Below are 25570 nucleotides of genomic sequence, written 5' to 3' on the forward strand. Positions count from 1 at the left end.
AGACCGAAGGCTTACCGGTACAGACCCGACAAGATGAACGCCAACGCCACGATTCTGACGGAGCTTCTGCTGAAGGAGCGTCCCTCGCTCCTCCGCCTCATCCGGCGCATCGTCGGCACCACCTCCGACGCCGAAGACGTCACCCAGACCCTCTGGCTGCGCATCCAGACGGTGACCGATACCCCCCCGATCAACGACAAGCAGGCCTATCTCTACCGCCTCGCCCGCAACGTCGCCCTGGATCGTCTCAGGGCAGGGGAGAGACGGGAGGCCCTGTTCGCCTCCGGCCCGATTTCCGAGGAAATCGCAGCCCCGGTCCCGTCGGCCGAGCGGCACCTGATCGACCAGGAAAGCCTCGGCATCGTCCTGGCCGCGATCGCTGGCCTGTCCCCTCGTTGTCGGGAGGTCTTCATCCTGCGAAAGATCGAAAATCTCCGGGTCGTGGACATCGCCGAACGCCTGGGCATCTCGCCCAGCATGGTCACCCGCCATCTCCAGAATGCCCTGACGCACTGCATGGCGCGCCTCGCCGACACCGAAACCGGTGCCGACGCCTCGTGATGCAGTGCTTCACAAGCGGCCCCCCTGTTCTCTACAAAGCCTGATTGATGACCCCACCCTCCGCACAGATCGACGACGAAGCGGCAAGCTGGGTCATCCGGCAGGATTCAGACGCCCTTTCTCCTTCCGAGGAGCAGCAACTGTATGCCTGGCTCCAGGCGGACACGGCCCACGCCGAAGCCTACGCCAGGGCCCGCAAAACCTGGGGCGCCATGGGGGCCCCCGCCGTAACCCGCACGCTCGCCCGGCAGCCAGCTGCGCCACTCCCTTCCGCGGCGTCCCCACCGTCACGCGCCGTCCGTCCGCCCCTGCGCCGCCGGCACCAGGCCATGGCGCTCGCGGCTTGCGTCGTCCTGGGCGTCTCCTTGCAGGGCCGGTCCCTGCTGATCTGGTGGCAGGCCAGCGCGTGCACGCCGGTCGGCGAAATCCGCACCATCACGCTGGCGGATGGCTCGCGCGTCCAACTGGACAGCGACAGCGCCATCGCGGTCGATGACACGCCCGGTCAGCGCCGCATCCGCCTGCTGAAAGGCGAGGCCGCCTTCACCGTCGCGCCCGACCCGTCCCACCCCTTCACCGTCGCGGCCGCCCAGGGCACGACAACGGCCCTGGGTACCCGCTTCATCGTCAGGCGCGACGGCAGCCGGACCGATATCCTGGTCACGGAACATCGCGTCCACGTCGTCGCCCAGCACCAGGGCGGCCCTTCGGAGGAAGTGGTGCGCGAAGGCGAAGCGGCCACCTACGGCCCCGAAGGACTCTCGTCCCCGCATCCGGTGGATGTCGAAAGCGCGGCAGCCTGGACCCGCAATCGCCTGGTCTTCGTCGACCGCCCGCTTGGCGAGGTCATCGCCGAACTGTCCCGCTATCACCGGGGTTATATCCGTCTGGTCGGCACCGGGCTGCGCGACCTGCGCGTCAGCGGTTCCTTCGTGGCGACCGACCCGGTCGCCGCCATCGACACGCTGGAGCATTCAATGAACCTGCGCGTCACGAAGCTGACCAATGCGCTGATTCTCATCAGAAAATAAAATAATCCAAAAAAATCCCGCTCCGACAGGTTCGCGTTTTCGCAGCCCAGGCGTCATCCAGATGAGAGGCATTTGCAATAAGCAACATGCCACCGCGTGATGTCCGATCCGAAGAGGCCAATCGAAAGCGATGTTCCCTACGACTATTGACCACCGGAAGGGCGGGCTCGGAAGCCTCGCGGCCTGCCTCCTGCTCGCCACCGCCTGCATGCCCCCCGTCGCGGCGCATGCCGCCCCCGCCGCCCAGGCCGCAAGCCGGCAAAGCTACGATATCCCCGCCGGTCCGCTTGCCATCGCCCTCAACCGTTTCAGCGAAACAAGCAATATCCAGCTTGTGTATGACGCTTCCCTGACGCGCAACCTGCCCTCGCCCGGCCTCAGGGGAACGATGACCCCCGTCGACGCCCTGTCCCGCCTTCTTGCTGGCAGCGGCCTGTCCTACAAATTCACCGACGGTCGAACGGTCGTTCTCGCCAGGGCTAGTGCGGCCATCACGCTCGGCCCCGTCCGTGTCGGCGGCACCACGCGCCAGAGCCCAACCGGACCGGGTGTGGGCTATGTCGCGGAAAACACGATGGCGGGTACCAAGACCGACACATCGATCATGGAGATTCCGAATTCGATCTATGTGATCACGAAACAGGAAATGATCGACCAGCAGGCGCAGAACGTGCAGGAGGCGTTGCGATACAGCCCTGGAATCTATGCCGAACCAAACGGCACCTATGGCAACAACGCCCCCAGCACGGGCAATGGGTCAACCTCCATAGAGCAGCGCGGATTTTCAAGCTCGCAATTCGTCGATGGTCTTCTGACGAACTCTGGCAGCGCGGGAGAGACGCAGTTTCTCGAACGGGTAGAAGTCGTCAATGGGCCCACGTCGGTCATGTACGGGCAGACGACGCCAGGCGGCATGATCGCGATGAGCCTCAAGAAGCCAACGGACACGCCACTGCATCAGGTCTCCCTCGGGTTCGGTAATTGGGGGCGATATGAAGCAACATTCGATCTCAGCGACAAGATAACGAAGTCCGGCAATGTCCGTTACCGCATCGCAGCTATTGGCGTCACGCAAGGCACCCAGACGCATTATATCGATTATCACCGCGTGGGTGTCCTGCCGTCGATCACCTGGGACATCGATCGAAAGACGAGCCTCACAGTGCTGGGCGAATATATGTACACCCCCGGCGATGGTGCGAACTATAGCGGCCAGTTCCCGGAAAATGGCAGCCTCTTTCCCGGACCGCAGGGTAGAATACCGCGCAGTACGTTTTATGGCGCTAGAAACTACAATGAAACCGGCGCAACGGACGCCATGTTCGAATATCTGTTCAGGCACACATTCAACAAATATATCGAATTCAACCAGACGTTCCGATGGGAGAAATCGGATACGATCGGCAACGAGCTATCTGACAGCAGTGTGATTTCTTCCACGCAAAGGGAACTCGGCGAATGGGGACCGGGTATAGACCGTAATAAGACGATTGCTCTCGATAGTCGCCTGACGGGGAAAATCGATACGGGACCACTTTCGCATACATGGGTCGTAGGGTCTGATTTCCGTGAATATTCTTACGACAACATTCAGACGATAGATAACACAAGCGATATTGTTACGGATATATATAATCCTCATACTGTCTATACCCCTTGTCTTGATATATATTCTGAAAAATGCATGAACAGCAAAAGTATTTTTATATCAGATCGTTTTCAGGAGGGTGTCTATTTTCAGGATCAGATGAAATGGAAAGGTCTGTCGGTTCTTCTGGGCGGCCGCGAGGACTGGGTGAACTATGATAAATCGAAATCGCACACATTGAGTAACCAGAACGCAACGCATACCATTACCGACAAGCCGTCAACGGCGACGCCCCAGCCACAGCATGCGTTTACATGGCGTGCCGGATTGGTTTATCAGTTCAGATTCGGCCTCGCGCCTTATTTCAGCTATTCGACTTCATTTATCCCTCAAAGTTCTACAAATTTCCAAGGACAGCCCTTCGCGCCCCTGACAGGCCAGCAACTGGAAGCAGGTTTGAAATACAAGGTGCCGAACAAGGATATCCTGCTCACGGCAGCGGCCTTTCATATTGACGAGAATCATTACCTCATAACCGATCCCGCGCATTCCGGTTATAGCGAGGATGCCGGTCGTGTCAGGTCGCAGGGCTTCGAGGTCGCAGCGAATGCAAATGTCACCAGAGACCTGCGGCTGGTGGCGTCCTATACCTACACCGACATGCGTTTTGCCAAAACGAACAAGACGGCACAGAGATATGATCCTTACGCGCAATCCTATTACGGCAATGCGCTCTCGCAGCAGGGCATGTCCGTGCCGTATGTGCCACGAAACATGTTCTCCTTCTTTACCAATTACAGATTGCCTTCCCAGGCGATGAAAGGATTCGAGGTCAATTTCGGCGCCAGATATGTCGGCTTCACGTATTCGGACAGCGTGGAATCTTACAAGACGCGCCCCTACGTCCTGTTCGATGCAGGCGCCTCATATGATTTCGGCCAGAGGTTCTCATTGCTGAAAGGGTTGAAGGCACAACTCGCCATGTCCAATCTCGCAAACACCTATTACGTAACATCCTGTAGTTCGGATTTCGGCTGCTATGTCGGGCAGGGCCGGCGTGTTTATGGAAACCTGACCTATAATTGGTAACCATGTTCCTGCCGCGGAGGCTCACCGAAAATATGGGCCGCCCATCGGCAGATGTTTTCCCGATAATGATAAAGGGCGGAAACGGCTCTCGCGCCATCCCGGCGGCACAGGCAAGGGCCTTGTCCGTGCCTTCCGGAATTTGCGCGAGTCGTTCGTTGATGTTCTTCCGCATCACAGGGCGACACAATCAGAGAGGATGCGTGCCCGAAGGGCGGGGTTGACGTCGCCCGGCGTCAAACCGGCAGAGCGTCGCGGGCGCTACGACCCGAGTTTCTCTTCCCCATCATCGAAAACATCCTCGATATGCAGCGCGAAGAAGCGGGCCAGCTTGAACGCCAGCGGCAGGCTGGGGTCATAGCGCCCGGCCTCGATGGCATTGATGGTCTGGCGCGACACGTTCAACGCACTGCCAAGTGCTTCCTGCGACAGGCCCCGGGCCGTGCGCAGGGCGCGGATAGTGTTGTTCATCGGTAGCGCCGCGTGGCCACGGCCATCCCAAGCGACCACAGAACGGCCATGACGCCCCACACGAAAAACATCGACACCTTCGCAAACCCGACGGTTTCCAGAAACCCGTAGGAAAAGGTCACGATCGCGGTGCCGGCAAAGGCAAAGCCAAGCGCCTCGAACTGGATCCGGCGCTGCAATTCATCCATCCGGTGAAACTGCCGCACGATCACCCAGCACATCCCGCTACCGGGCACCATCGGGATCAACGCCGCGATCGGCTTTCCAATGCCGGTCGCGATCCCATCATTCAGCAGCAGCATAGAAAGCCTGATGGCCAGCACATAGAGCGCGAGGCACACACCAAGCTCGATCAGATACCGTCTTTTCGACTTCAACCGCGACATCAGGTCCGACATCAATCCCTCCTCATGTAAAGCACACTTTACATTCCTATCGGCGGCTGACTGATGGTGTCAAGTACGCTTTACATCAGGCCGATCCCCGTTTCGTGACCACCCACCCCGCCAGACGCGCTGGTATTTAATAGACGATCGGTCTAATAATGCCTTATGGACGCCACCGCACTCCCCCGTCGGCGCGGCCGCCCGCCCCGCGCACCAGACAGCCACGCGCAGACGCGCGAGCATCTGGTCCGCGCCGGTGTCGCGGCGTTGACCGAACAAGGCTTCACGGCCACCGGGCTCGACGGCCTGCTGCGTGCGGCCGGCGTGCCGAAAGGCTCGTTCTATTATTATTTCGAGAGCAAGGAGGCATTCGGCCTGGAACTGATCGACCGCTACGCCGCATATTTCGCGGCCAAGCTCGATCACTGGTTCGGGCAGGCGCAGGTGCCCCCACTGGAGCGGCTGCGTCATTTCGTGGCCGACGCGGCCGCCGGCATGGCCCGGCACGATTTCCGGCGCGGCTGCCTCATCGGCAATCTGGGTCAGGAACTGGCGGTACTGCCCGACACTTATCGCCAGGCCCTCTCGGCCGTACTGGCGTCATGGGAAACCCGGCTGGCCACCTGTCTGGCCGATCAATACGGGCAGGACGCCGCCCGCCGCTACGCGGCCTTCTTCTGGACCGGCTGGGAAGGTGCTGTGCTGCGCGCCCGGCTGGAACGCTCACCCCACCCGCTTCACCTGTTTCTGGATGGATTCGAGGCCATGGTCGGGCAGTGACGCTCGGCCGGCCGAAAGGAGATCAGACGATGTTCGATGCCGTGATAATCGAAAAATCCGCCGACGGCGCACAGGCGGTCCATGTTGGCCCGGTCGATGACGCGCGCCTGCCCGATGGCGACGTTACGGTAAGCGTCGAATGGTCGACGCTGAATTACAAGGATGCCCTGGCCATCACCGGGCGCGGCCCGATCGTGCGGCAATTCCCCATGGTCCCCGGCATCGACTTCGCCGGGGTGGTCGAATCCTCGTCCCGTGCCGATCTCCCGCCCGGCACGCGGGTGGTGCTGAACGGCTGGGGCGTGGGCGAGCGCTGGTGGGGCGGCCTGGCCGGAAGGGCGCGGGTGAAGGGCGAATGGCTGGTCAAACTGCCTGACGCATTCACCACGCGGCAGGCCATGGCCATCGGCACCGCCGGCTACACCGCCATGCTGTGCGTCATGGCGCTGGAACGGCAGGGCCTCACCCCGGCACAGGGTCCGGTCCTCGTCACCGGGGCCGCGGGCGGGGTGGGCAGCGTCGCCGTCATGCTGCTGGCCCGGCTGGGCTACCACGTCGCCGCCGTCACCGGCCGGCCGGAGGAGGAAGACTATCTGCGCGGCCTGGGCGCGGCCGAAATCCTGCCGCGCAGCGATTTCTCCAGCCCCGGCCGCCCGCTGGAAAAGGCGCGCTGGGCCGGCGCGGTCGATGTCGCGGGCGGCGTGGTGCTGGCCAATATCTGCGCGGCGATGCTGCCCGAAGGCGTGGTGACGGCCTGCGGCCTCGCAGCGGGCATGGACTTCCCCGCCACGGTCGCCCCCTTCATCCTGCGCGGCGTCACGCTGGTGGGCATCGACAGCGTCATGTGCCCCCAGCCCCGCAGGCTGGAAGCCTGGCGCCGCCTGGCCGAACTGATCGATCCAGAGAAGCTGGAAGCGATGGTCAATGAAATTGCGTTGGCTGACGTGCCGCAAACCGCTGCGGCGCTGCTCGATGGCGGGGTACGCGGCCGCGTCGTCGTCCGCGCCCCCTGATGCGTCGGTGGCGCGCCGTTACTCCGGCGCGCCGTCGAGATGCGAGTGAAAGCGCGGCCCGGCAAACGTCGCCAGCAGCGCGATGGCACAGCCCGCGCCCCCCACCACGATCATCAGCGCGGGCGCCAGGTCGCCGCCCAGCCCCAGTGCGATCCGGTGCTGGATCAGCCCGGTGCTGGCCGCGATCAGGTTCCCGCACTGATAGGCCACGCCAGGGAAGGTGGCGCGCACGTCAGAGGGCGAGAGTTCGTTCAGATAGGCCGGCACCACGCCCCAGGCCCCCTGGATGCAGAACTGGATCAGCACCGCCCCCACGGCAATCCACAGCGGCGTGGCCGAAAGCGCCCAGAGCGGCAGCAGCGGCAGAGCCAGTGCCGCGGCCAGAGCAATGGCCCGCGCCCGCCCGATCCGCTCCGACAGTGCGCCGAAGCACAGCCCGCCCGCAATGGCGGCGAGGTTATACAGCACCACGATCACGGTAATGGTCGGGTGCGGCAAATGCCGTTGCAGGGCCAGGAAGATTTTCGGAAACAGGTCCTGCGACCCATGGCTGAAGAAATTGAATGCCGCCATCAAACACACGGCATACACCACCAGCCCCCGGTAACGCCGCAGCACCGACAGCATGGACGGCTTCGCCGCGCGCGGCATCCCGGCCATCTGCTGCTGGCTGGCCAGCCACACCGGGCTTTCCTTCACGTAAAGCGCAACATAGATCACGGAAAGCCCGGTCGATGCCCCCAGCACGAACAGCCCCTGCCACCCCAGCGCCGGCAGCAGCAGGAACATCAGCGACGCCAGCAGATAGCCCGCCGGATACCCGGCCTGGAGCAGGCCCGATGCCGTGCCGCGCCAGTGCGGCGGCACGGTCTCCATGGTCAGCGAGGTCCCCACGCCCCATTCCCCGCCCAGCGCCACGCCAAACAGCAGCCGCAGCGCGAGAAAGATCGTCAGGTTCGGCGCGAAAGCCGAAAGCAGTTCGATGGTCGAATAGGTCACGATCGTCGCCATCAGGATCGGGCGGCGGCCGTACCGGTCGGCAGCCCGGCCGAACAGATACGCCCCGACCGGCCGGCTGATCAGTGTCAGCGTCGGCGCCAGCAGGATCGCCTCCAGCGAGGTCGCAAAGCTGTGGGCCACATTGTCCAGCGTAAACAGCACGATGAAGAAATCGCAGGCATCCAGCGTCCAGCCCAGAAAGCACGCGGCGATAATGTGCCGGGCGTCGCTCAGGCTGCGCAGCGGGGGCGCCGCGCCGGTCGGGGGCAGGGGGGTCATGATCGGGGCGGTTCCTTGTTGCTTTCCTCCGTTCTAGCGGCAACTGGCCCCGATGGCAGGGGGGGGCCGGCCCGGAAGGGAAAATGCCCGCTGCCCACCGTCCGGTCCCGATCGGCGAGGCGGCGAAAAGTTCGCATCACAAGTTCGCATTTCTCGCCGAACTGGCAGGATTCTTTCGAAGCAATCACTTTATCGTGATAGTGGTTCCCTGGCCCTTCCCCGTCGTTAGATTTTTTCAGAGGCCCGATCGGGCGCCTTCCTTTCCTCCTGACCAAGAAGGGTACGCGGCATGCACCGTCACCAGCAGGAACAGGAGCCATCGGGTCCGATCCGCGTGCTCTCCGTGGCATCGGAAATGTTCCCCTTCGTCAAGACGGGCGGACTGGGCGACGTGGTGGGCTCCCTGCCGGCGGCGCTGCATACCGAGGGCGTGCTGGTCACCACCCTGCTGCCCGGCTATCCGGCAGTGCTGGACGCGCTGGAAGGTCCGGTGCGCGTGGCCGAGATGTCGCCGCTGCCGGGGGTCGAAATCGCATTACTCGAAGGCTACGCGGCCGGCCATCGCCTGCTGGTCATCGACTGTCCCTCGCTGTTCAGGCGCAAGGGCAACCCCTACCTGGCGCCCGACGGCACCGACTGGCCCGATAACGGGCTGCGCTTCGCCTGCCTGTCCCGCGTCGCGGCCAGTCTCGCGCAGGGGCATGTGCCCGGCCGCCGGCCCGATCTGGTCATGACGCATGACTGGCAGGCCGCCCTAACGGGCGCCTATCTGCATTATGACGGCCAGCCGGCCGCTCCGGTGGTGCAGACCATCCACAATCTCGCCTTCCAGGGCCGCTTTCCGGTGGCGGATCTCGAACGGTTCGGCCTGCCGCCCCATGCTTTCTCGATCGACGGCGTGGAATGCTACGGCGAGGTCGGGTTCCTCAAGGCCGGCCTGCTCTTCGCCGCGCGCATCGTCACCGTGTCGCCGACCTACGCGCGCGAAATCCAGTCCCCCGAATGGGGCATGGGGCTGGACGGCCTGCTGCGCAGCCGGGCGGACCGCCTGCGCGGCATCCTCAACGGCATCGACACCAACGACTGGAATCCCGAAACCGACCCATCGGTCCTCTTCCCCTACCAGGTGGGTGATCTGGCGGGCCGCCGGCCCAACAAGCGCGCCTTCCAGGCGGAATTCGGTCTGCGGCAGGACCCGGACGTTTTCCTGCTGGGGCTGGTCAGCCGCCTGACGGGCCAGAAGGGCGTGGATATCCTCGCCGATATCATCCCCCATATTCTCGACGACCGGACGCAGCTTGTGGTGGTCGGCAGCGGCGAGGTCGGGATGGAGCGCGCCCTGGCCCGGCTGGCCCGCCAGTATCCCGACCGATTGGCCTGCCATATCGGCTATAGCGAGCAACTGGGCCACCGCATCCAGGCATCGGCCGACGCCCTGCTGCTGCCCTCGCGCTTCGAGCCCTGCGGCCTGACCCAGCTCTGCGCCGTGCGTTATGGTTGCGTGCCCATCGCCTCGCGCGTCGGCGGCCTGGCCGATACCATCATCGACGCCAACGAGGCCGCGATGGCCAGCGACGTCGCGACCGGCTTCCTGTTCTCCCCGGTCGATGGCGAGACGTTGGCTGGTGCCATCCGCCGCGCCGCCACGCTGTATCGCCAGCCGGCGCGCTGGGCGGGCCTGCAACGCAACGGTGCGCGCTACGATGTCTCGTGGGGGCGCAAGGCGCAGGAATATGCCCGGCTTTTCCGCCGCGTCCTCGGCCGCGCGGAAGTCGGCATGGCCGAATTCGACCAGTCCTCGATGCGCCGCCGTCCGCCACTCGCCGGCCCGGCCCAGTCCGCGCGCAATGCGCGGGCCAGCTACCAGGCGGCCCGGCGTGGGCGGGTCCGCGCCAACGATCCGTTCGGCCGCCCCGGCTGACGGCCCCGCGTCGTCCTCTGCCCGGCATGCCCGGCCGTCTCCGGCGGTCTGCCTGACCGCCTGCCTGCCTATGTGTTCGTCCGCCATTCTCCGCCTGCATCTCCTGCCCGCCGGAAGTCCGCCTCATGAATGTTGCCTCGAACGAAAGTGCCTATTCCCTTCCGCCGGAAGCCGAAGACCTGCTGCGGGGCACCTGCCCCGACCCGTTCGCCGTCCTCGGCCGCCAGCCGCACGGGCGGCTGGACGTCGTGCGCGCCTTCTGCCCCGATGCGCGGGCGGTGCGGCTGGTGGTGCAGCGCCCACGCTCGGCCCCGGTCGAGCGGGCAATGCGCCGGGTGGACGAACGCGGCCTGTATGTCGGCACCGTGCCCGCCGGTGCCCGCTACCGGCTCAAGATCGGCTGGGCCGACGGCTGGGAGGAAACCGAGGACCCGTATTCCTTCGGCCTGCTGCTGGGCGATCTCGACCTGCACCTGTTCGCACGCGGCGAACATCGCGACCTGGACCGGGTGATGGGCGCCCAGCCAATGGTGATCGACGGCGTGGCCGGCGTGCGCTTCGCGGTCTGGGCGCCCAATGCCTTCCGCGTCTCGGTCATCGGCGATTTCAATGTCTGGGACGGCCGCCGCCACCCCATGCGCCTGCGCCACGCAGCCGGCATCTGGGAACTGTTCATTCCCCGCATCGGCCCAGGCGAGCGCTATAAATACGAAATCATCGACGCCGAACAGCGCCTGCTCCCCCCCAAGGCCGACCCCTACGCCCTGGCGGCCGAGCAACCCCCGGCCACCGCCTCCGTGGTGGCGGACACCTCCCCCTTCGCCTGGACCGACGAGGACTGGATGCAGGGCCGCGCCGGCCGGCAGGCCCATACCGCCCCGCTGTCGATCTACGAGGTGCATCTGGCCTCCTGGCGCCGGCCGGAGGGCGACCCCCACGGCATCCTGCGCTGGGAGGACCTGGAACGGACGCTGATTCCCTACGTTGTCGACATGGGGTTCACCCATATCGAGCTGATGCCGGTCATGGAGCATCCCTTCGACGGATCATGGGGTTACCAGACATTGGGTTTGTACGCGCCATCGGCCCGTTTCGGGGCGCCAAAACAGTTCGCCGCCTTCGTCGATGCCTGCCACCGCGCCGGCATCGGCGTCATCCTCGACTGGGTGCCGGCCCATTTCCCCGCCGACGCCCACGGCCTGGCCCATTTCGACGGCTCGTGCCTGTACGAGCACGCGGACCGGCGCGAGGGCTACCACCCAGACTGGCACACGCTGATCTACAATTTCGGCCGGAACGAGATCCGGGGCTTCCTCATCGGCAGCGCGCTCACCTGGCTGCGGCGCTACCATGTCGACGGGCTGCGGGTCGATGCCGTGGCATCGATGCTCTACCGCGACTACAGCCGGCGCGAGGGCGAATGGCTGGCCAACATCCATGGCGGCCGCGAGAACCTGGAAGCCGTCGCCTTCGTGCGCGACCTCAACGTGACCATCGCCGAACTCTGCCCCCACACGCTCATGATCGCCGAGGAATCGACGGCCTGGCCCGGCGTAAGCTGGCCGGTGGCCGATGGCGGCCTGGGCTTTTCCTACAAATGGAACATGGGCTGGATGCACGACACCCTGGCCTATATGGGGCGCGACCCGATCTGGCGCCGCTACCATCATTCCGAAATCATGTTCGGCCTGCACTATGCTTTTTCGGAGCGTTTCATCCTGCCGCTGTCGCATGACGAGGTCGTGCACGGCAAGGGCTCGCTGCTGGAGCGCATGCCGGGCGACGACTGGCGCAAACATGCCGGCCTGCGCGCCTATTTCGCCTTCATGTGGGCCCATCCGGGCAAGAAACTGCTGTTCATGGGCGGCGAACTGGCCCAGCCGCACGAATGGCGGGCAGATGGCGAAATCGCGTGGTACCGGCTGGACCAGCCGGAAGGGCGGGGCATGCAGGCGCTGGTCCGCGACCTCAACCGCCTGCACCGCGCCATCCCGGCCCTCCACCGCGCCGACTGCACGCCCGACGGGTTCGAATGGCTGATCGGCGATGATGTCGACAACGCGGTCTTCGTCTGGCTGCGCCGCGCGCCCGACGCCGCTCCGGTCCTCGTGGTGTGCAACATGACGCCGGTGCCGCGCCCGGCCTACCGTGTGGGCGTGCCCTCGGGCGGCTACTGGCGCGAACTGCTCAATTCCGACGGAGGGGAATATGCGGGATCAGGCATGGGCAATGGCGGCGGCGCACTGGCGGAACCCGAGCCCGCCCATGGCTGCGACCATTCCTGCGTCCTGGTCCTCCCCCCGCTCGCCGTCCTCTATCTCACACCGGAGTGGGGCGCATGATGATGTTTAAGACCCTGCCGGGCGATCTACGCCGGCGCGCGCGCGCGGCCGCCGCCAGCGCATATGTCCAGACTGGTTCCGCATCGTGATGCGCTTTCCCGCCCGCCTGATGCGCGGCGCTCCGGCGCCGCTGGGCGCCACATGGGACGGGCTGGGCGTCAATTTCGCGGTCTTCTCGGCCAACGCGCACCGGATCGACCTCTGCGTGTTCGATCCTTCGGGCCGGCGCGAAGTCGCGCGGTTCGAACTGCCCGAGCGCACCGACGAAGTCTGGCATGGCTACCTGCCCGACGCCCGGCCCGGCATGCTCTACGGCTACCGCGCCTACGGCCCGTACGAACCGCTGCGCGGCCACCGCTTCAACCCGCACAAGCTGCTGGTCGATCCCTATGCCCGCGCGCTGCATGGCGCGCTGACGTGGTCGGACTCCCTGTTCGGCTACCGCGTCAACTCGCCGCGCGCCGACCTGTCGATCGACCGGCGTGACAGCGCGCCCGCAATGCCGAAAAGCGTCGTCACCAACGACGCCTTCAATTGGGGCGACGACCGGCTGCCGCGCGTGCCGTGGGAACGCACGGTGATCATGGAAGCCCATGTGCGCGGCCTGTCGATGCGGCGCAACGACCTGATGCCGGTCGAACGCGGCACCTTCCGCGCCCTGTCCGATCCGCGCCTGATCGAGCACCTGCTGCGCATCGGCGTCACCACGCTGGAACTGATGCCGGTCCATTCCTTCGTCAAGGAGCGGTTCCTGATCGAACGCGGACTGACGAATTACTGGGGCTACAACACGCTGTCCTTCTTCGCCCCCCAGGCCGGCTATCTGGCCGAAGGCTCCCCGCACGAGATCCGCACCGCCATCCGCCGCCTGCACGCGGCCGGCATCGAGGTCATCCTCGATGTGGTCTACAATCATACGTGCGAGGGCAACGAACTGGGCCCGACCCTGTGCTATCGCGGCCTGGACAACGCCGTCTATTACCGCCTGGTGCCGGAGGACGAGCGCCACCTGATCAACGATACCGGTTGCGGAAATACATTGAACCTGTCGCATCCCCGCGTGTTGCAGATGGTCATGGATTCCCTGCGTCACTGGGCGGTCGATTTCCATGTCGACGGGTTCCGCTTCGATCTCTGCTCCACCCTGGGGCGCGAGAGCTACGGGTTCGACCCGTTCTGCGGCTTCTTCGACGTGCTGCGCCAGGACCCGGTCCTGTCCACCCGCAAGCTGATCGCCGAACCGTGGGACCCAGGGCCGGGCGGCTACCAGCTCGGCAACCATCCACCGGGCTTCGCGGAATGGAACGACCGCTATCGCGATACGCTGCGTCGCTTCTGGCGGGGCGATGCGCTGACGCGCGGCGACATGGCGGCCCGTCTCGCCGGCTCGGCCAACATCTTCGACCGGTGCGGACGACGGCCCTGGACATCGGTCAATTTCGTCACGGCGCATGACGGCTTCACGCTGATGGATCTGGTCAGCTACGATCATAAACATAACGATGCCAACGGCGAGAATAACCAGGACGGCCATTCCGACAATCTCGGCCGCAACTGGGGGGCGGAAGGCCCGACCGACGATCCGGCGATCCTGACGGTGCGCGACCGGGTGCGCCGCGCCATTCTGGCCACGCTGTTCTTCTCCCAGGGCACGCCCATGCTGCTGGCGGGCGACGAATTCGGCCAGAGCCAGAACGGCAACAACAACGCCTATTGCCAGGACAATGCCACGTCCTGGCTGGACTGGCCGCTGGCCGCTACACCCGCCGGGCAGGCGATGACCGCCTATGTCGGCCAACTGGCCGCCCTGCGCGCCGCCCATGCCTCGGTGCGCGGCCGCAGCTACCTGTACGGCAAGCGCGAAACAGCGCCGGGCCTGCTCGACATCGCCTGGTACGACGCCGAGGGCCACCCCATGACGTCGGATGCCTGGAACGACGAACATGGAAGAATATTGGGGCTTTTCCGCTCCAGCACCGATGACGGCCCCGCCGACACCACCTATCTGATCATGAACACGGGCGACGAGGACATCGACTGCATCCTGCCACCGGTTTCGGGCGAATGGACGCTGCTGCTCGACAGTGCCGATCCCACGCGGACCGGCACCCGTTCGGACAGGCTGGCGCGCTGGACAGTCGGTGCCCACGCCGTGGTGCTGTTCGGCTTCACGCCGGACGGCCGGCATGCAAAGGGAGCGGCCGATGCGTAAGACCCATGCTTTCGCCGGTCATTTCGGGGCGACGCTGCTTGCGCCGCAGCAGACGCGCTTCCGTTTCTGGGCACCGTCCTGCGCCAGCGTGTCGGTGGAAATCGAAGGCCAGCCCCCGGTGCCGATGGCGCGCAACGCCGAGGGCTGGTTCGAGGCCCTGGCCCCCTGCGGCGCCGGCGCGCTCTACCGCTACCGGCTCAACCCGCATCTGGCGGTGCCCGACCCGGCCTCCCGCGCCCAGCCGCGCGACGTGTCGGGGCCAAGCCAGGTGGTCGATCCCCGCGCCTATGCGTGGCAGGATGACGATTGGCGCGGCCTGCCGTGGGAACAGGCGGTCATCTACGAAATCCATGTCGGCGCGGCCGGCGGGTTTCGCGGCGTGCGCGCGCAGCTTGCCAGGCTGAAGGCGCTGGGGATCACGGCGGTGGAACTGATGCCGCTGTCGGAATTTCCCGGCGGCCGCAACTGGGGGTATGACGGCGTGCTGCCCTACGCGCCGGAATCGTCCTACGGCACGCCGGCGGACCTCAAGGCGCTGGTCGATCACGCCCACGCGCTGGGCATGATGATCTTTCTCGATGTCGTCTATAATCATTTCGGGCCGGAGGGCAATTTCCTCGCCGCCTACGCCGTCCCCTTCTTCCATGCCGGCCGGCCCACGCCCTGGGGCGATGCCATCGACTTCCGCCAGCCCGAAGTGCAGGCGTATTTCGCCGAAAATGCCTTGTACTGGCTCATGGAATACCGGTTCGACGGCCTGCGGTTCGACGCGGTGCAGGCGATCGGCGAGCGCGACTGGCTGGTGGACCTGGCCGCCCACGTCCGCGCGCGGGTCGAGCCCGGCCGCCATGTGCATCTGATCCTGGAGAACGAGAACAACGATTCCGGCCTGCTGCGCGCGGGCTTCGACGCCCAGTGGAACGATGACGGGCACAACGCCCTGCATGTGCTGCTGACCGGCGAGGATGAAGGCTATTACGCCAATTTCGCCACCGACCCCGCCGGGCGGCTGGCGCGGGTGCTGGCCGAGGGCTTCGCCTTCCAGGGCGAGATGTTCCCCACCCTCGGTCATCCGCGCGGCATGGAAACGGGCGGCCTGCCCGCCACCGCCTTCGTCCTGTTCCTGCAGAATCACGACCAGATCGGCAACCGCGCGCTGGGCGAGCGGCTGACGGTGCTGGCCGCCCCCCAGGCCCTGCGTGCCGCCTACGGCCTGCTGCTGCTGTCCCCGCAGATCCCGATGCTGTTCATGGGCGAGGAATGGGGCTCTCGCCAGCCGTTCCTGTATTTCACCAGCCATCCGCCGATCCTGGGCGACATCGTGCGCGACGGCCGCCGCCGCGAATTCGCCGCCTTCGCCCATTTTAGCGACCCCGCCCGGCGCGAGACGATCCCCGACCCCAACCACCCCGACACCTTCGCCGCCTCGATCCCGCCGCCGGACGAGGCCGAAACGCCGGAAGGGCAGGACTGGCTGGCCTTCTTCGCCAGCCTGCTGCGCCTGCGCCATGCCCGCATCACGCCGCGCCTGCGCGGCGCGCAGGGGCTGGGGGCACGGGTCGTCGGGCCGGGCGCGGTGGCCGCACGCTGGCGGATGGCCGACGGCGCGATCCTGTCGGTCGGTCTCAATCTGGGCGCGGACCCGGTCGATCTGCCGGACTGGGTCGCCGGCCCGGTCCTGTTCCAGTACCCGCCTGCCGCCGGCACCGACGCGCGGCTACCGCGCCATGCCGTCACGATCCATCTGGCCGAGCCTGCCCATGGATGACCGAACCCTGCGCGCGCGCGCCCGCAAGGCCGGGCTGGTCACGGTATGGCAGGATGCCGGCGGCGTCTCGCACCGGGTCGGGCTCGATACGCTGCGCAGCCTGCTGCGGGTGCTCGAAGACGGATCGATGCCCGAGGAAGGCGCATTGCCGCCGATGATCGTGGGGCAGGTCGGGGTCGCCACCGTGCTGCCGCTGCGACCCCTGTCCCGCCAGACGGCCTTCCGATTGGATTATGAGGATGGCGGCACGCTCGAAGGCCAGGCCGGCCGCTCGCGCGACGGCTGCGTGCGGCTGCCCGCTATCGCGCGGATCGGCTATCACCGCCTGGACATCGCGGGCCGGCGCGTCGTGCTGGCCATCGCACCGGCCCGCTGCCGCACGGTGGCCGATGCGACGGATGGCGCGCGCGGCTGGGGCCTGTCGGTGCAGATCCCCGGCCTGCGCGCGCGGCACGATGGCGGTATCGGCCATTTCGGCGCGCTGGCCGACCTGGCGCGGCAGGCGGCGGCGGCCGGCGCCGATGCGCTGGCCATCAGCCCGGTCCATGCCATGTTCAGCGCATGTCCCACGCAGTTCAGCCCCTATTCCCCTTCCAGCCGGCTGTTCCTGAACGTGCTGCTGGCCGATATGCGCAGCTGGTTTTCCACGCAGGATATCGGGGCGATGATGCGCCGGCTGCGCATCGCGCCGCAGGCCACGCACGCGCTGGAAGACGCGCCGCTGATCGACTGGCCGGCGGCGGCGGCGCTGCGGCTGCGCATGCTGCGCTGCCTGTATGACGAGCATATCCGCGATACCCCGCCGCCCGAACTGACGGCGTTCATTGCCGCCCATGGCCGTGCCTTGCATTGCCACGCGGTGTTCGAGGCCCTGCACGCGCATCAGCTCGGCCGTGGCCCGCGCGGCGGCAACTGGCGCGCGTGGCCCGCCCCCTTGCGCAACCCCGCCAGCCCCGAGGTCGCGCGTTTCGCGGCGGAGCGTCATCACGAGGTCGGTTTCCACCTGTTCCTGCAATGGCTGGCGGCGCGCGGCCTGCATGGCGCGGGCGAGGCCGCGCGCGCGGCCGGCATGCGCATCGGCCTGATCGCCGATCTGGCGGTGGGCACCGATCCGGGCGGCAGCCAGTGCTGGGCGAACCAGGACGATTTCCTGATCGGCGGGTCGGTCGGCGCACCGCCCGACCCGCTTGGCCCGCTGGGGCAGAACTGGGGGCTGACCACTTTCTCCCCCGCCGCGCTGCGCGCCCACGGCTACAGCGCCTTCATCGACACGCTGCGCGCGACGCTGACACGCCAGGGCGGCATCCGCATCGACCATGTCATGGGGCTGGAGCGGCTGTGGGTCATCCCCGACGGCGCCTCGGCCGCCGACGGCGCCTATCTGTCCTTTCCGGGCCGCGACCTGATGCGGCTGGTGGCGCTGGAATCGCACCGGCACGACGCGGTGGTGATCGGCGAGGACCTGGGCACCGTGCCCGCGGGTTTCCGCACCCGCGCCGCGCAGCGTTCCATCATGGGCATGAACGTGCTGTGGTTCCAGCGCGACGCTAAGGGCGCGTTCCTGCCGCCGGATCAATGGGGGGCGAACGACGTGGCCATGACGACGACACATGATCTGCCGACGGTCGCCGGCTGGTGGCAGGCCACCGACATCGGCTGGCGCAAGACCCTGCGCCAGTTGCCGCGCGGCACCCGCGCCGAAGACGCGCTGGCCGCCCGCGCGCATGACCGCGCGGCCCTGTGGGCGGCGCTCCACCCGCCCCAGGCGCCAGAACTACCCCCGGTCACACCTGCCGGCGCGGCCCAGGTGGTCGATGCGGCAACCCGCTTCGTCGGCGCGGCCGCGTCGCCGCTGGCCATCCTGCCGCTGGAAGACGCGCTGGGCCTGCCCGAGCAGCCCAACCTGCCGGGCACCGTCTCCGGCCATCCCAACTGGCAGCAGCGTTATCCGCCCGGCCCGCCGCTGCTGGCCCGGCCGGACGCCGCCCGCCGGCTGGACCTGCTGCGCACGGCACGGAGCCCGGCATGACAGGTGTCCGCGCAACCGTCCGCCTGCAATTCCACGCCGGCTTCACGCTCGATGACGCTGTGAAGCTGGTCGATTATTTCGCCGGCCTGGGCATCAGCCATCTCTACGCCTCGCCGCTGCTGGCTGCCCGTCCGGGCTCGACCCACGGCTACGACACGCTCGATTACAGCCGCATCAACCCCGAACTGGGCGGCCGCGAAGCCCTGGCCCGGCTGGTGGCCCGATTGCGCGCGCGCGGCATGGGCCTGATCCTCGATATCGTACCCAACCACATGGCAGTCGGCGGCAGCGGCAATGCGTGGTGGGAGGACGTTCTGGCGTGGGGCCAGGCCAGCCGGTGCGCGCATATGTTCGACATTGACTGGAACCCGCCCGACGAGAGCCTGCGCGGCCGCGTCCTGCTGCCGTTCCTGGCCGAGCCCTACGGTGACTGCCTGGAAAATGGCACGCTGCAACTGCGTTACGACGCCGCCGACGGCTCGTTCGCCTGCTGGCATTACGAACACCGCTTCCCGATCTGCCCGGATCACTCTGCCGGCCTGTTCACGGGCGATGATGAAACGCCGGACGCCGTGCTGGCGCGGATGGCGCCGGACCATCCCGAAGGCCGGGCACGCCTGCACGCGCTGCTGGAACGCCAGCATTACCGGCTGGCCTGGTGGCGCACGGCCTCCGACCTGATCAACTGGCGGCGCTTCTTCGACATCACCACGCTGGCCGGCCTCAGCGTCGAGCAGCCCGACGTGTTCGACGCCGTGCATCGTACCGTCATCGACCTGTATGAAGACGGGCTGATCGATGGCGTGAGGGTGGACCACATCGACGGCCTCACCGACCCCCATGCCTACACCACCCGCCTGCATCGCGCCTTGTCCGCCGCTGCCCCACGCCGCCCTCCCGAGGCCCCATCGGATACCCCCCTCTATGTGGAGAAGATTCTGGCGGCGGACGAAGCCCTGCCCGCCGACTGGCCGGTCGACGGCACCACCGGCTACGACTTTCTGGAACAGGTAGACCTGCTGCTTCACGACCAGCGCGGCGCCGACGCGCTGGACGATCTGTGGGTCTGGGGCGCCGGCGGCGCCACCAGTTTCCGCGAGGAAGAACAGGCAGCGCGCGAAGCGGTCCTGAATGGCACCCTGGCCGCCGATCTCGCCCGCCTGGTCAACGTCCTGTCCGGCCTCGCCGGCCGCGACCCGCGCGCCCGCGACTTCACGCCGGCCGCCTTGGACCGTGTGCTGCGCCAGATCCTGATCCGCTTTCCCGTCTACCGGACATATGAAGACGGTGGCGGCGAGGTTCTGCACACGATCTGCCATGCCGTGCGGCCCACGCTAGTGCCCGCGCAGCAGCCGATGCTGGACTGGCTGGAGCGGCAGATCGGGCCCGACGGACCCGCCGAAGCCATCGCCTGCTTCGTGCATCTGACGGCCCCACTGGCCGCAAAATCAGTAGAAGATACAGGCTTCTACCGTTATGGCCGCCTGCTGTCGCGCAACGATGTCGGCACGCATCCCGGCCAGTTCGGTGGCACGGTCGCCGCCTTCCACGCCGCCAATCTCGCGCGTCAGCACGACTGGCCCCGCGCCATGCTCGCCACCGCCACCCACGACCACAAACGCGGCGAGGACGCCCGTGCCCGCATCGCGGTATTGTCCGAGCTGGCGCAGGAATGGGTACGCGTCGCCACCCGCTGGAGCGAGTTCAATGCGCCCTTACGCCATCGCGTCGCCATCCGGTCCGGCCCCTGCACCGCACCAGACCGCGCCGACGAACTGATCCTCTACCAGACCCTGCTGGGCGCCTGGCCGATCGGCGACAGCCCGCTCGAACACAGAATCACCCCGGACTTCCACGACCGCATAGCCGCCTGGCAGGTCAAGGCACTCCGCGAGGCCAAGCGTCACACAAGCTGGATCGACCCGGAACCCGCCTACGAGGAAGCTTGCAGCGCCTTCCTCGCCGGCCTGCTGTCCGCCCATCCCGAAAACCGCTTCCCCTGGATGGTCGATGCATTCGCCAATCAGATCGCCCCCGCCGGCGCCCTCAACGGGTTGGCGCAGACGCTGCTGCGCCTGACCAGCCCCGGCGTGCCAGATCTTTACCAGGGCTGCGAATTCTGGGATTTCAGCCTGGTCGATCCCGACAACCGCCGCCCGGTGGATTTCCCGGCCCGCATGGCAGCCCTGGCCGAAGGTGCGGATGTCGGGTCGCTGCTGCCGCACTGGCGCGATGGCAGGGTAAAACAGACGCTGATCGCGGCAGTGCTGCGGTTTCGCGCCATTTATCCGGCCCTGTTTGCCGATGGCGCGTACCGTCCGGTCCGGGTTACGGGCACGCGGCGGCAACATCTGCTCGCCTTCGCCCGCGTGACGGAAGGTACCACGATGTTGGTGGTCGCGCCGCGCCTGTCCGCTGCCCTGATGCCGGACCCGGCCAACCTGTCCTGCCCGGCGATGCTGTGGCGCGGCACCACGCTGGACTGGGACGATGCCCCTGCCGGGCCGTGGCGCTCGCTGCTCCACCCGGACCGCATCATCGACCGTGCGGCGATGCTGGACCTCGCCATGCTGGCCGGCGGAGCACCGCTGGATGTGCTGGTATCCGGCTGAACGCCCGATGTCGGTAGTTCGGCCATCCTCCGGATATCGCACGGAAAGGCCGCTCCGTGCGTGGGGCAGGGTTCCCCTTTCAAAATAACTTCACTGTTTCTGGGCCGGACTTTCCGCTGAGTGTCGCGCTGTCACAGCACTTTTTGGCCAAGGGGGGGAAGCCTTGTCGGAGACAACCATACCGCGCAGTCATTTTCTGCGTCCTAGAATGGAGAGTGGGGGAACCCCCGCGTTCAGGATATTCTTCCTGGCCGTGCTGGCGTGCGCGCTGGGGTTCGTCGGCTACAGCGTCCTGGCCGACCTGCGGGCGGCCGGCGAGAACGGACTGGCGATCGGGGCCTTCGCCCTGCTGGCGTTGGCGCTGCTGATCGCGCTGGGCTTCGAATTCGTCAACGGTTTCCACGACACGGCCAACGCGGTCGCGACCGTGATCTACACCAACAGCATGCCGCCCATGGTGGCTGTCGTATGGTCGGGCATGTGGAACCTTCTGGGCGTGCTGGTCTCCTCCGGTGCCGTCGCCTACAGCGTGGTCACGCTGCTGCCGGTCGAACTCATCCTCCAGGTCGGCAGCGGCGCGGGATATGCGATGATCTTCGCGCTCCTGATTGCCGCGATCGTATGGAACCTCGCGACCTGGGCGATGGGGGTACCTAACAGTTCCTCGCACGCCCTGATCGGCTCGATCATGGGGGTGGGCATCGCCAACCAGTTGATGGCGCCCGCCGGGGCCGCCACCTACGGCGTCGACTGGTCGCAAGTGTCCAAGGTTTTCAGTGCGTTGCTGTTCAGTCCGCTCTGCGGTTTCGTACTGTCCATGGCGCTGTTCTGGCTGTTCCGCGTCCTCGTGCGCAATCGGACGCTGTTCGAGACGCCCGAAGGCCACAAGCCGCCCCCGCTGTGGATTCGCGGCCTGCTGATCGGCACCTGCACCGGCGTTTCCTATTTCCACGGCGGTAATGACGGGCAGAAGGGCATGGGTCTGATCATGCTCATCCTGATCGGCGCAGCACCCACCGCCTACGCCCTCAACCGCGCGATGCCGGAAACCGCGATGCCGGCTTTCGTCCAGTCGGCCGGTGACGCCGCGGGCATCTTCCGCCATCACATGGCGGGTACCGATGCCGATGATGTGGCGGCGGCCCGTGCGCGGGTAACGGCGGCACTGCGCGACCGGGCTGTTGCGGATGGACAGGTCTATGGCGCGCTGGCCGTGCTCTCCGACGACATCGCGAATTCGGTCAAAGGCTACCGCACTCTCAACGCCATCCCCGCCGCACAGGTGCCGAACGTCCGCACCGACATGTATCTGGTGTCGGATGCGATCCGCGTGCTGGGCAAGACCAATGCCTTCGCAGGAGCCGAGGCTGCCGGTTTGAAGGACTTCATGGGGCAGCTTAACGCGGGCACGCGCTTCATCCCCACATGGGTCAAGGTTGCCGTCGCGGTAGCGCTGGGCCTGGGTACGATGGTCGGCTGGAAGCGTATCGTCGTCACCGTGGGCGAAAAGATCGGCAAGACGCATCTGAACTACGCGCAGGGTGCTTCGGCGGAACTGGTCGCGATGGGGACGATCGGCCTCGCCGAGGGCTATGGCCTGCCGGTCTCCACCACCCATATCCTTTCCAGCGGCGTGGCGGGCACCATGGCGGCGGCGGGCTCGGGCCTGCAGTGGCGGACGCTGCGTACCATGGCCATGGCCTGGGTGATCACCCTGCCTGCCGCCATGTTGATCAGCGGCGTACTCTTCTTTATTCTGAGGCATGTCTTCTGATCCGAGGCCATGACGGTCAGATTACCCCCTCCGGTTCTGTGCCGTGTGGCGGGTGTTCTGGCCATGATTTGTCCCCTGACGGCAGGTGGCGGCGTTCTGGCCGCCACCACGCCGCAGGTAACCGATATTCTGCCCTCGGGCGTGCCGCTGCCTCCGCCGACGCCGATGGAAGTGCAGCCTCCCGAAGACACCGATAGCGAGCTTCTGGGCGAGGCGGCCGGGGCGCGACCTTGGCTGGCCCGTCACGGCATCCGGATCAACATGCAGGATGTCGAGGAACTATGGGGCCTGGCCGCCGGTGGCCTTCACCCCGGTCCCACCTATGACGGCATGACCGCCATGACCCTGATGTTCGATACCCAGCGCGGTTTCGGCTGGCCCGACGGGTTACTGAATGTCAGCGCCTTGCAGATCCGCGGCCGATCTCTGACGGGCGAGCGACTGGGTGCGGTGAATGCCGTCAGCGGCTATGATGCGGGGCGTTCGACCCGGCTGTTCGAACTCTGGTACGGCCAGGGCTTCTTTGCAAACCGGCTGGATGTCCGCGTGGGGTCGATCGACCTCGATACGGAGTTTCTCGTCAGCCAGAATGCTTCGTTCTTCCTCAACTCCAGTTTCGGCTGGCCGCTCTCCACTTCCAGCAACCTGTATTCCGGAGGGCCATCCTGGCCGTTCTCAGCTCTGGGGATGCGGGCGAAATGGACGCCGATCGACTCGTTGGTGCTGATGGGTGCCGTTACCGATGACAACCCGACGCGCGGTCCGTTCTACAGCAATGAGGCACCCACGCAGCGCGACCCCTCGGGTACGGCGTTTTCGACCAGCGGTGGCACGCTGTTCATCGGTGAAGCCCAGTTTTCAGCCGATGTCGCCCCCTGGATTGGCGGCAAGGATGCACCAAGCCTGCCAGGGACGTGGAAGCTTGGCGGGCTCTACGACACCGGGCGGTTCCCCGATCAGCGATACGATAGCCATGGCGGCTTGCTGGCCTCGCCCTACAGCACAGGTCAGCCGCTCTATCATCACGACAACTGGATGATGTACGTGGTGGCCGACCAGATGATCTGGCGGGCCATGCCGGGATCAAGCAAGACGATCAGCTTGTTCGTGCGCGCCACCGCCAATGATGGCTCGCGCAATCGGTATTCGACCGAAATACAGGGGGGCATGACATTAGATGGTCTGGTTCCGGGCCGAACCGACGATACGATCGGTCTCGCCTGGGGAACCGGATTTTACGGTAGCAGGGCGATTGGGAATGCGCATGACGCCATGCGTCTGGGCACCAGTCTGGCCGGTGCGTTGAAGTCTGAACAGCATATTGAGGCCACCTATCAGGCGGCCGTAACTCCGTATCTTATCGTTCAACCGGATTTTCAGTATTTCTGGCATGTCGGCGGCACATCGTTCGACCCGGAGACCGGCCGGGCGATCGGTAACGGTGTTGTATTGGGCGTGAACATGACCACCACGTTCTGAGAAGCTGACGGTATGGATTTCATTAAAATTTCAAGGTGTTTCCCTGTTGGAAATCCTATTCCGGCGGATGCGGCGCATGGCGCGCGGCGGAGGAGACAGCGACAATGGACGATGAGGATCTGAACAGCCTTTCGGCGGAGGAACGCGAGCGTGTGCAGATGCGCCGCGAGCTCATCGACGATCTGGACGAGGAGTTCGAACTCACCTTGGAGGAAGAGGCCATCGGGGGGAAACTCGATGCAGCCGATCGCGCGTTCCGGCGCGTCTATTTCCGCGAACTGGTTCGTCTTCAGGGCGAACTGATCAAGTTGCAGGACTGGGTGAAAACGACAGGCCATCGTCTGGTCGTGATCTTCGAGGGACGGGACGCCGCCGGCAAGGGTGGTGCAATCAAGCGGATCACCCAGCGCCTGAATCCGCGCCTGTGTCGCGTTGCCGCCCTGCCGGCCCCCAACGACCGCGAGCGCACCCAATGGTATTTCCAGCGATATGTGGCTCATTTGCCAGCGGCGGGTGAGATCGTTCTGTTCGACCGGAGCTGGTACAACCGTGCTGGTGTCGAGCGTGTCATGGGTTTCTGCACGGAGGATGAATACGAGGAGTTCTTCCGTTCGGTGCCTGAGTTCGAGCGCATGCTCGTCCGCAGCGGCATCCAGATCGTCAAGTTCTGGTTCTCAATCACCGATGACGAACAGGAGGCTCGTTTCCGCGCGCGGATCGAAGATCCGCTGAAGCAGTGGAAACTCAGCCCGATGGATCTGGAAAGCCGTCGCCGTTGGGAAGATTATACCCGCGTGAAGGAGACGATGCTCGAGCGTTCCAGCATTGACGAAGCCCCTTGGTGGGTGGTGCAGGCGGTGGACAAGAAGCGCGCGCGCCTGAATTGCATCGCTCACCTGCTCTCGCTCGTGCCCTATGGGCCGGTGCCGAAGCCGGACGTAGTTCTGCCTGAGCGCGTCCATCATCCCGACTATGAACGGCAGCCGACCCCGGATGCCATGATCGTTCCGTCGCGCTACTGACGCGATACGCCGGACGCGGGGGAGATCCACAGGCCCCCGCGTTCGCGCTGCTCCGAAAGCGTGGAGCGATTTTGTATACCCTTGTATCTTCTGTTGAGTTGCTTCCTTCAGAACGCAGGCCAGCATCCTGAGACAAAAGGGTTTTGAAGAAAGCTGTTCATCAATAACATAGCGCTCCCCTATGAAGGGGGCGGGAGGGATTTTTTCCCGGAGGAAG

Annotated in this window: 17 protein-coding genes; 14 read left to right on the forward strand and 3 right to left on the reverse strand. The window is 65.9% G+C overall.

The genetic code is table 11. The features are described from left to right. Positions 1-33 precede the first annotated feature (33 nt). The 3 genes from C7453_RS02785 to C7453_RS02795 all read left to right on the forward strand — a co-directional run bounded on the left by C7453_RS02785 (position 34) and on the right by C7453_RS02795 (position 4269). Entirely contained in the window at positions 34-561 is a 528-nt protein-coding gene (locus C7453_RS02785) for an RNA polymerase sigma factor (RefSeq protein WP_114725785.1), read from the forward strand. 47 nt (positions 562-608) lie between these two features. Beyond that, positions 609-1592, forward strand: a complete 984-nt coding sequence (locus C7453_RS02790; RefSeq protein WP_114725786.1) for a FecR family protein — start codon at positions 609-611, stop codon at positions 1590-1592. 130 nt (positions 1593-1722) lie between these two features. Then, positions 1723-4269 carry a TonB-dependent siderophore receptor gene (locus C7453_RS02795; protein WP_114725787.1) on the forward strand — a complete coding sequence of 849 codons (2547 nt, stop codon included), beginning with the start codon at positions 1723-1725 and terminating at the stop codon, positions 4267-4269. Positions 4270-4527: 258 nt separating this feature from the next. Here the strand turns inward: C7453_RS02795 and C7453_RS02800 are convergent, their stop codons facing one another. After that, a complete protein-coding gene (locus C7453_RS02800) occupies positions 4528-4737 on the reverse strand; it encodes a helix-turn-helix transcriptional regulator (protein ID WP_114725788.1) in 210 nt (69 codons plus the stop codon). After that, positions 4734-5135, reverse strand: coding sequence for a hypothetical protein (locus tag C7453_RS02805; RefSeq protein ID WP_211311008.1), 402 nt, complete (start codon positions 5133-5135; stop codon positions 4734-4736). The genes C7453_RS02800 and C7453_RS02805 overlap by 4 nt, the downstream gene beginning before the upstream one ends. 153 nt (positions 5136-5288) lie before the next feature. On the opposite strand from C7453_RS02805, the gene acuR reads away from it, so the two are divergent. Both acuR and acuI read left to right on the forward strand, forming a co-directional pair. Further along, complete coding sequence (gene acuR, locus C7453_RS02810) at positions 5289-5903, forward strand: acrylate utilization transcriptional regulator AcuR (RefSeq protein ID WP_114725789.1); 615 nt, start codon at positions 5289-5291, stop codon at positions 5901-5903. A 29-nt stretch (positions 5904-5932) separates the two neighbouring features. Then, positions 5933-6916 (forward strand): acrylyl-CoA reductase (NADPH), encoded by a 984-nt coding sequence (gene acuI, locus C7453_RS02815; RefSeq protein WP_114725790.1) that lies wholly within the window; start codon positions 5933-5935, stop codon positions 6914-6916. Positions 6917-6934: 18 nt separating this feature from the next. On the opposite strand, the gene C7453_RS02820 is transcribed toward acuI, so the two are convergent. After that, on the reverse strand, positions 6935-8194 hold the full coding sequence (locus C7453_RS02820; RefSeq protein WP_114725791.1) for an MFS transporter: 1260 nt from the start codon (positions 8192-8194) through the stop codon (positions 6935-6937). Between the two features lie 289 nt (positions 8195-8483). On the opposite strand from C7453_RS02820, the gene glgA reads away from it, so the two are divergent. The 9 genes from glgA (at position 8484) to ppk2 (ending at position 25353) form a co-directional block, all read left to right on the forward strand. Next, entirely contained in the window at positions 8484-10115 is a 1632-nt protein-coding gene (gene glgA, locus C7453_RS02825; protein ID WP_114725792.1) for a glycogen synthase GlgA, read from the forward strand. Positions 10116-10240: 125 nt separating this feature from the next. Next, positions 10241-12457, forward strand: a complete 2217-nt coding sequence (gene glgB, locus C7453_RS02830) for a 1,4-alpha-glucan branching protein GlgB (RefSeq protein WP_114725793.1) — start codon at positions 10241-10243, stop codon at positions 12455-12457. Positions 12458-12542: 85 nt separating this feature from the next. After that, on the forward strand, positions 12543-14669 hold the full coding sequence (glgX, locus tag C7453_RS02835) for a glycogen debranching protein GlgX (RefSeq protein ID WP_182977135.1): 2127 nt from the start codon (positions 12543-12545) through the stop codon (positions 14667-14669). Further along, entirely contained in the window at positions 14662-16437 is a 1776-nt protein-coding gene (gene treZ / locus C7453_RS02840) for a malto-oligosyltrehalose trehalohydrolase (RefSeq protein ID WP_114725794.1), read from the forward strand. Before glgX ends, treZ begins: the two co-directional genes overlap by 8 nt. Beyond that, positions 16430-18466: a 4-alpha-glucanotransferase gene (gene malQ, locus C7453_RS02845; protein ID WP_114725795.1), complete on the forward strand. Its 2037-nt coding sequence runs from the start codon at positions 16430-16432 to the stop codon at positions 18464-18466. The genes treZ and malQ overlap by 8 nt, the downstream gene beginning before the upstream one ends. Continuing rightward, positions 18463-21078 (forward strand): malto-oligosyltrehalose synthase, encoded by a 2616-nt coding sequence (treY, locus tag C7453_RS02850; protein WP_114725796.1) that lies wholly within the window; start codon positions 18463-18465, stop codon positions 21076-21078. The genes malQ and treY overlap by 4 nt, the downstream gene beginning before the upstream one ends. A gap of 163 nt (positions 21079-21241) precedes the next feature. Beyond that, on the forward strand, positions 21242-22852 hold the full coding sequence (locus C7453_RS02855; protein WP_371858484.1) for an inorganic phosphate transporter: 1611 nt from the start codon (positions 21242-21244) through the stop codon (positions 22850-22852). A gap of 63 nt (positions 22853-22915) precedes the next feature. Then, a complete protein-coding gene (locus C7453_RS02860) occupies positions 22916-24331 on the forward strand; it encodes a carbohydrate porin (protein WP_174787966.1) in 1416 nt (471 codons plus the stop codon). A 158-nt stretch (positions 24332-24489) separates the two neighbouring features. Further along, on the forward strand, positions 24490-25353 hold the full coding sequence (gene ppk2 / locus C7453_RS02865; RefSeq protein ID WP_371858485.1) for a polyphosphate kinase 2: 864 nt from the start codon (positions 24490-24492) through the stop codon (positions 25351-25353). Positions 25354-25570: the final 217 nt, after the last annotated feature.

The sequence above is a fragment of the Gluconacetobacter liquefaciens genome, from assembly GCF_003350405.1.
Classification (GTDB): domain Bacteria; phylum Pseudomonadota; class Alphaproteobacteria; order Acetobacterales; family Acetobacteraceae; genus Gluconacetobacter; species Gluconacetobacter liquefaciens.